Below are 8,143 nucleotides of genomic sequence, written 5' to 3'. Positions count from 1 at the left end.
CGCCTGATGTGCCCGCGCTCAAGGAAACGCGCGACGGCCGGCTGCTGTCGGCGCGCGAACAGCTGGAGATGCATCGCGCCGACCCGGCCTGCACCGGCTGTCATGTGAAGATGGACCCGCTCGGTTTCGCGCTCGAGAATTTCGACGCGATCGGCGGCTATCGCAGGATGGACGCAGGACAGGCGATCGACGCCTCCGCCGTGCTGCCCGATGGTACCAAATTTGCCGGCATAGGTGGGCTGCGGGACGTGCTGATGGCGCGCAAGGACCAGTTCACTGCCGCCTTCACCGAAAGGCTGCTGACCTATGCGCTGGCGCGGGGCCTCACCGGCCGCGACATGCCGATGGTGCGCGGCATTTCACGCGCGGCGGCGGCGGACGGCTACCGCATCCAGACGATCGTCCGGGGCATTGTGAAGAGCGACGCCTTCCTCCTGCGAAAGACCCCGCAATCATGAGGCTGATCCGCAATCCCCTCGATCGGCGGACGATGCTGCGTGGTCTCGGCGCGACGATGGCGCTGCCCTTCCTGGAAGCGATGATGCCGAGCGCGAAGGCGGCCGACATTGCGGCGAGGCCGAAGCGCCTTCAGATCTTCTATTCGCCCAACGGCATGATGATGAAGGATTTCGTGCCGAAGGAGACAGGCGCCGGCTTCACCCTGCCATCGACGCTGGAGCCGCTCGCCGCGCACCGCGAGCGGATCGCCGTCGTCACCGGCTTTGGCCATCCGCAGGCCGCCGCTATGGGCGACCGCCCGGCCGGCCATGGCCGGTCCTGCCCTGCCTTCATCACCGGCGTACATGTGAAGCAGACCGAAGGCACGGACATACGCTGCGGCGTGTCGATGGATCAGATGTTCGCCGATCATCTGGGCGACGCGACGCAGATCAGTTCGCTGGAGCTGGGCATCGACCAGGCCAGCCTGCTGGGCAGCTGCGACATCGGCTATAGCTGTGCCTATACCAACGGCATCAGCTGGCGCAGCCCCACCGTCCCGCTTCCCGTCACCGCCAACCCGCGCGACGTGTTCGAGCGGCTGTTCGGCGACGGCGAGACACTGGACGAAAAAGGGCGGATTGTGCAGCTCCGCCGCCAGACCAGCATCCTCGATTTCGTGATGGAGGATACGGCCCGGTTGTCGCGCGATCTCGGCATGGCCGACCGCGCCAAGCTGGACGAATATCTGACCGCTACCCGGGACATCGAAAAGCGTATCCAGCGGGCCATGGCCTCGCCGGTCTCGGCGGGTGCGGGCGACATGGTTCAGCCCGCCGGCATCCCGGACAGTTTCGACGCGCATGTACGGTTGATGATAGACCTTCAGGTGCTGGCGATGCAGGCGGACATCACCCGTATCGGCAGCTTCATGATCGGGCGCGAGCTTTCCAACCGCACCTATCCCGAGATCGGCGTGCCAGACAGTCACCACATGCTGAGCCATCATGGCAACAACCCTGACAAGATGGAGAAGCTCGCCAAGATCAACCGGCACCATATGGGCTATTTCGCTTATTATCTGGATCGGATGCAGGCGGTAAAGGATGGCGAAGGCAGCCTGCTCGACCGCACGCTGGTATTGCGCGGGTCGGCCTTCGGTGATCCCAACGACCATGACCATATGGACTTGCCGGTGATCGTGGCCGGCGGCTTGATCAGGGGCGGGCGGCATATCGCGGCGGAGAAGGGCACGACGATGTCCAACCTTCTGCTCGCGGGCCTCCACTTGCTTGACGTGCCGGCCAGAGCGATCGGTGACAGCGACAAGCCGTTCGGAGGGCTGGCCGATGGCTGAACTTGCAAAGACCTTCGCGGGGATGACGTTATTCTTTTGGGCGGGCATGGCGCACTGCCAATCCTCGCTTGTCGACGCCATTAAGGCGAACGACGTGGCCGCTGTGCAGGCTGCGCTCGCGGCCGGGGCCGATCCCGACCAGCGCCTGGGCTTCGGCGCGACGCTGCTTGCCTGGGCGGTGAGCCGGCAGAATCCCGATCTGGTGAAGGCGCTGCTCGCAAAAGGCGCGAAGCCCGACATCGCCGAGACGGATGGACAGACGCCGCTCGCGCTGGCCTGCGAACTGGGCGACGCGGGAATTGTGACGCAATTGCTGGACGCCCATGCCGATGTCCGCACGGCGCGGCCCGACGGGGTGACCCCGCTCGCCATCTGCGCGCGCTTTGGTCCGGCAGAGGCGGTCGCTCGGATGCTCGCGGCGGGCGCCCCGGCGGACAAGCCCGACGCTATGGGGCAAACGCCCGTGATGTGGGCCGCGTCCTCCGGCCGGGTCGAGGCGATCACGCCGTTGATCCGGGCTGGCGCGGACGTAAACCGCGTGTCGAAAGGCGGCTTCACGCCACTATTCTTCGCGATCCGCAACGGTTCTGTCTCCGCCTGCGAGGTGTTGATAGCGGCGGGGGCGAAGGTCGACTATCGGGGGCCTGAGCAGACCAGTGCTCTGCAACTCGCGCTTTACCAGCATCATTATGCGGCCGCTTTGCTGTTCGTGGCGCGGGGCGGCGACCTTGCCGAACGGGACCGGGAAGGGCGGCAACCCCTGCATGTGGCGGCAGCGGGAGGCGACGCCGCCCTGGTGGCCGCGATGCTGGCGAAGGGCGCGGACGTGAACGGCCTCACCGGCCCGACCACCATCAAATGGGTGACCGAAGCGAATTTCGGGGTGCCGCCCCCGCCGGTCCCGCCAACGCCACCCCTGTTGATGGCGGCGGCCGGCGGCCATGCCGACGTCATGCGACGCCTTGTCGATGCCGGCGCCAAGGCGGATTTCGTCGCGGAGGACGGGACCAACGTCCTGCTGGCGGCGGCCGGCGGCGGCAATGTCGAGGCGCTCGATTATGCGTTGAGCCTCTCGCCCGACGCCAATTTCGCAAACGCAGCCGGCGCGACTCCGCTGCATGTCCTGCTATATGGTGGACCGCAGCCAGCGCTTGAACCGATGCTGCGCCTGCTGGCGGCGCATGGCGCGCGAACCGACATCGCGACGAAGCGCGGCGCGACGGCGGCGCAGATGGCCGAAAATGGGCTGAACGAGGTCAAGAGCGTCTTCCTCAAGGTGTTTCCGCAGCCGCCCGCGACGGCCGTTGCAACCGCACAAAAATAGTCAGGCAATCATATGGGCAGACAGGCATGAGCATATATGGAATCACTCGCCGCATGGCGTTTCCGCTGGCGGTGCTGACCTTGACCGGCGCGCTTGTGGCTGCGCCCGCCGACCCAAAGGCAACGCGGCAGGCGAGCTTCAAGAAGATGGGCGCGGCAATGAAAGTGATAAAGGAGCAGATCGCCGGCGGCTCCCCCGCCAAACCGGCGATGCTGGCGGCGGCCCAGACGGTCGCCACCACCGCCAAGCAGCAGGGTGCTCTCTTCCCCGCCGGTAGCGGCGCGGGCACGGATGCCTTGCCGGCGATCTGGACGCAGAGGGCGACGTTCGACGCGCAGATGGCAAAGCTGGTCGCGGAGTCGGCCAAGCTGGTGACGGCCGTCAACGGCGGCAATGTCGATGCCATCGGGGCGCAGTTCAAGGTCGTCGGCGGCACATGTGCCGGCTGCCACAAGCAGTTCCGTGCGGACAACTAGGGCGCGCGCGATGAAAGCCGCCCGTCAGCCTGTGTGGGACCTGCCGCTCCGCCTGTTCCACTGGCTGCTCGTCGCGCTGATCGGCTTTTCCTGGTGGAGCGGCGAGAATCACGAGATGGAATGGCATCGCTGGTCGGGCTACGCGATAGGCTTCCTGATCGTCTTCCGTCTCTATTGGGGCCTTGTCGGCGGAAGAACGGCCCGCTTTGCGCAGTTTGTCCGCGGCCCTGACGCGGCCTTAGCCTATCTGCGCGGAGCGGGAGAGCCCGATATCGGGCATAATCCTTTGGGCGGCTGGAGCGTCATCGCCATGCTGGCGATATTGATCGCGATGGTGACGGCCGGGCTGTTCGCAGTCGATGTCGATGGTCTCGAATCCGGGCCACTTGCCGATTATGTGAGCTTCGACGCAGGCCGCTGGGCTTCGGATATGCACAGCCTGATCTTCAACCTGCTGCTCGCCCTGATCGCGCTGCACGTCTTGGCGATCCTTTTTTACCTGCTGGTGCGACGCAGGAACCTTGTAGGCCCGATGATTACCGGCGGCACGAAGATAGCGGACGGAACGACCGTCGTGCCTCTGGGTGGATCCGTCTGGAGAGTGTTGATCGGCTTGGTGATCGCGGGCGTCGTCACCTATTTCATTGCGAACGGCCTGCATTTCTGATCGAGATGCGCTGACGATCTGGACTATTCTGCGGGCACTGCCAGAGGCTGCGCCGCACGATCCGGCACCAGCAGGTTGAGGATGACGGCGATCAGCGCTGCCGGCAGCACCCCTGAGGTCAGCACGATCCGCAACGTATCGGGCAAGTGCGATACCGCGTCCGGCTCCAGTTCAAGCCCGATGCCGACCGACAGCGCCACGCCGAAGATCAGCATGTTGCGCTGGGTCCAGGCAACGCCCGACAGGATCGACAGGGCAGCAGATGCGACCATGCCGAACATCACGATCACCCCGCCGCCCAGCACCTCGATCGGGATGGTGGTGACCAGTGCGCCGACCTTGGGCGCGAGGCCGCAGGCGATCAGGAACAGCGCGCCGATCGTCACGACATGGCGGCTCATGATGCCGGTAATGGCGATCAGGCCGACATTCTGGCTGAAGCTGGTATTGGGCATGGCGCCGAACATGCCGGCGATCGCGGTACCCATGCCGTCGGCACAGGTCGCACCGATCAGTTCCCTATCTGTCGCCGGCCGCCCCGCGCCATTTTCGCAGATCGCCGACACCGCGCCGATGGACTCAATGGCGGAGATGAAGCCCATCAGCACGAAGCCCAATATCGCCGACGTGGACAAGGCGAAGCCGAAATGGAAGGGCGAGGGCAGCATGAACCAAGGTGCAGAAGCAACCGGCGTGAGCGACACCCGCCCCAGCAACGCCGCCACCGCATAGCCGGCTGCCAACCCGAGCAGCACCGATGCGGTCGACCAGATGCCCCTACCGAAGAAGCTCAGGCCCAGCGTCGTGAACACCACGATCCCCGCCAGCATCCAGCTGATGCCGGCCCCGTAAGCAGGCGTCCCCTGAGCAGGCACCCCGCCCGCAGCATATTGCACCCCCACGCGCATCAGGGACAAGCCGATCATCAGCACGACGAGGCCCGTGACCATCGGCGGCAGGGCGAAGCGGATGCGCCCGATGAAGACGCTCACCCCCATATGGAACAACCCGCCGCAGATCGCCGCCGTCGTCAGCTGCGCCATGGCGGCGACGCCCTGACCAGCGACGATCGGGATCATCACCGGCAGGAAGGCGAAGCTGGTCCCTTGCACTAGCGGCAGCCGAGCACCCGCCGGTCCGAAGCCGATCGTCTGGATCAGCGTGGCGACCCCGGCGAACAGCATTGCCATCTGGATCATGTAGATGAGCGCGCTGGAATCGGGCGATCCGAAGCCGAAGCCCGCCGCGCCGGCGACGATGATGGCCGGCGTCAGGTTGCTGACGAACATCGCCAGCACATGCTGGATGCCCAATGGCAGAGCGACGGCAAGGGCGGGGAAATGATCGGGATCGCGCGCCTGGTCGGCCGTCATCACCCCGGCGCGGAGCGATGTGTTCAGCTCGGAAGGCGGCAGGGCGTGCATCAGGCGGCTTCCATCAGGCGGGCGAGCGAACGGTCGGCGGCGCGCATTATGTCGCTGCGGCTGGCCTGCACCAGATCGCCGTCGCGCACCACCGCCCGCCCTTCGACAAAGACGTCGCGTGCACCCGATGGCGGCGCAAGCAGCAGCGCCGCGACCTTGTCCCATGCCCCCGCGGACGGGATGTTCGCCATGTCCCAAAGCACAATGTCGGCGCGCTTGCCCGGCTCGAGCGATCCGCAATCGGGCCGGCCCAATATCTGCGCGCCCCCGCGCGTCGCCAGGAACAGCGCGTCGCGCGGATCGAAGACGGACGGTCCCCCAACCGCGCGCTGGAGCAGCATCGCCTGCCGCGCTTCCAGCAGCAGGTGTCCGCTGTCGCTCGACGCGGAGCCGTCGACGCCGATACCGACCGGCACCCCTAGTGCGACCATTGCGCGCAGCGGCGCGATGCCCGATCCGAGCCGGCAGTTGGAGCAGGGGCAATGAGCGACGCCGGTCCGGCTGCGGGCGAACAGCTCTATCTCCTGCGCGTCGAGCTGCACGCAGTGAGCGTGCCAGACATCGGAGCCGGTCCAGCCCAGCTCCTCCGCATATTGGCCCGGCCGGCATCCGAAACGCTCCAGGCTGAAGGCGACGTCGTCGACATCTTCGGCCAGATGGGTGTGCAGCATCACGCCCTTGTCGCGCGCCAGCACCGCCGCGTCGCGCATCAGCTCGCGGCTGACGGAGAAAGGCGAGCAGGGGGCAACGCCGACCCGGACCATCGCGCCGTCCTTGGCATCATGGAAGCGGTCGATCACCCGGATGCAGTCGTTGAGGATCGCGTCCTCCCGCTCGACCAGGCTGTCGGGTGGCAGGCCGCCGGCACTTTCGCCCACGCTCATCGCGCCGCGCGTCGGGTGGAAGCGGATGCCGATGCCTTGCGCGGCGGCGATTGTATCGTCCAGTGTCACGCCGTTGGGGAACAGATAAAGATGGTCGCTGCTGAGCGTGCAGCCCGACAGCGCCAGTTCCGCGAGGCCAAGCTGGGTGGCCGCGAACACATCCTCGGGCGTGTAGCGCGCCCAGATGGGATAGAGGTGCTTTAGCCAGTCGAACAGCGATGCGTTGATTGCCCCAGGCAGAGCGCGCGTCAGCGACTGGTAGAGATGGTGATGCGTGTTGACGAGACCGGGGGTCAGGACGCAGCCGGTGGCGTCGATCACCGCATCGGCGTCCCGCTCCAGCGCGGCCAGCTCTGCCGTCGCCCCGACCATTTCGATGACCCCGTCTCGGAAGGCCAGCGCCCCGCTTGCAATCTCGCGCCGCCGATCATCCATGGTGACGAGGATGTCGGCGTTGCGGATGACCGTCAGGGTCACTCGGGCGGCGCCTTTTCATAGCGGTCCCAATGGCCGATCAGCTCGTCGACCACCTTGGAGCCCACGATATAAAGGCTCTCCAGAGAGGCTTTCATGCCCGCATAGCCTTCATTCTCGCGCAGCAGATAGTCGGCGGCGGACACGTCGGGCGGAGGCATGGAGAAATTGCTGCCCGATCGCAGCACCATGACGCGGCCCTTGTCCACCTTGTCGATCCTGTCGAGATAGGTGATCGCCTGCAGCGTGCCCGTCTCTTCCATGGCGGAGGTCACGAATTCGCCTTTGCCGCTCGTCGAATAGCGCACCCAATCATTCGCCCAGTCGGTGAGCAGCTTGCCATGCCAGAAGGTCATGGCGGACAGTTGATCGCCCATGAGCACGAAGGGCGGCTTTTGCGCATTGGGATAGCCGGTGTAGCGGGCGCGTTCCTTGGCGATGCCCGGATCGTCGGGCAGCTTTATGTCCCTGGTGAGCGCATAGGCCCAATCGGTTAGCCTGGGGCTGAGCGCAAAGACCCGGCCTTCGGTGATGGGGGGACTTTTGTCATCGGGTCCCTGCTTGTCGAGTGGGAAGAAGCCCGATTTCCAGCCGGTGGGAATTTCGCGCGCGTCGATCTCATGCGCCAGATCGCCATCGACGCTGTAGCGCGCCCAAGCGGCCGATCCGATCGAGGCGTCCTGTGGGTCGATGCCGGCGATACCCGCCACCAGCCAATAGGCTTTGGACAGGTCAAACCGCGGGTCGAGGCCCAGCGCCATGACGCCGGTGCCCGAGCGCGCCGTGCCCACGCCCGTCACCATCGCCAGGATGCGGCTGTCCGGATTATAGTAGAGGTCGTGATAGCCCTGCGGGAAGGGAATGCGGGTATCGAGCTTGCGCCGTTCCTTCCACAATTGAAATTCGCCGGGTGCGTCGCCCGTGTCCGCCCCGATCTCGAACATGGTGACGATGACGACGCGGACTGAAAGCGGCTTGGAGCAGGGCGCGCCGGGCGCGCAATCCGATGGCCGGGGCTGCGCATAAGCCGCCATTGCGGGCAGCAAGGCTGCCGCGGCGAGCAGGAAAAGGCGCGGGATCAGGGGCATCGGATCATTCT

Annotated in this window: 8 protein-coding genes; 5 read left to right on the top strand and 3 right to left on the bottom strand. The window is 65.9% G+C overall.

Annotated elements, in window-relative coordinates:
- The 5 genes from AX724_RS12125 to AX724_RS12105 all read left to right on the top strand — a co-directional run.
- Positions 1-458: DUF1585 domain-containing protein (locus AX724_RS12125; protein ID WP_156448071.1), on the top strand; the 458-nt coding region annotated here is incomplete at its 5' end.
- On the top strand, positions 455-1,795 hold the full coding sequence (locus tag AX724_RS12120) for a DUF1552 domain-containing protein (protein ID WP_082733508.1): 1,341 nt from the start codon (positions 455-457) through the stop codon (positions 1,793-1,795). The genes AX724_RS12125 and AX724_RS12120, both read left to right, overlap by 4 nt.
- Positions 1,788-3,119 (top strand): ankyrin repeat domain-containing protein, encoded by a 1,332-nt coding sequence (locus AX724_RS12115; protein WP_066766699.1) that lies wholly within the window; start codon positions 1,788-1,790, stop codon positions 3,117-3,119. Before AX724_RS12120 ends, AX724_RS12115 begins: the two co-directional genes overlap by 8 nt.
- Positions 3,120-3,145: 26 nt before the next feature.
- Complete coding sequence (locus tag AX724_RS12110; protein ID WP_066766697.1) at positions 3,146-3,595, top strand: c-type cytochrome; 450 nt, start codon at positions 3,146-3,148, stop codon at positions 3,593-3,595.
- A 10-nt stretch (positions 3,596-3,605) separates the two neighbouring features.
- A complete protein-coding gene (locus AX724_RS12105) occupies positions 3,606-4,262 on the top strand; it encodes a cytochrome b/b6 domain-containing protein (RefSeq protein ID WP_197421565.1) in 657 nt (218 codons plus the stop codon).
- A 23-nt stretch (positions 4,263-4,285) separates the two neighbouring features.
- Here AX724_RS12105 and AX724_RS12100 read toward each other — a convergent pair whose 3' ends face one another.
- The 3 genes from AX724_RS12100 to AX724_RS12090 are packed head-to-tail and all read right to left on the bottom strand — an operon-like array spanning position 4,286 to position 8,132.
- Positions 4,286-5,686: a uracil-xanthine permease family protein gene (locus tag AX724_RS12100; protein ID WP_066766694.1), complete on the bottom strand. Its 1,401-nt coding sequence runs from the start codon at positions 5,684-5,686 to the stop codon at positions 4,286-4,288.
- Positions 5,686-7,047: an 8-oxoguanine deaminase gene (locus AX724_RS12095; protein ID WP_082733507.1), complete on the bottom strand. Its 1,362-nt coding sequence runs from the start codon at positions 7,045-7,047 to the stop codon at positions 5,686-5,688. Before AX724_RS12095 ends, AX724_RS12100 begins: the two co-directional genes overlap by 1 nt.
- Positions 7,044-8,132 (bottom strand): purine nucleoside permease, encoded by a 1,089-nt coding sequence (locus AX724_RS12090; RefSeq protein ID WP_066766691.1) that lies wholly within the window; start codon positions 8,130-8,132, stop codon positions 7,044-7,046. The genes AX724_RS12095 and AX724_RS12090 overlap by 4 nt, the downstream gene beginning before the upstream one ends.
- Positions 8,133-8,143: the final 11 nt, after the last annotated feature.

It is taken from the genome of Sphingobium sp. CCH11-B1 (assembly GCF_001556865.1).
Classification (GTDB): Bacteria; Pseudomonadota; Alphaproteobacteria; order Sphingomonadales; family Sphingomonadaceae; genus Sphingobium.
Note: the sequence above shows the minus strand (reverse complement) of the source record. Positions and strands in the feature narration are given on the sequence as shown.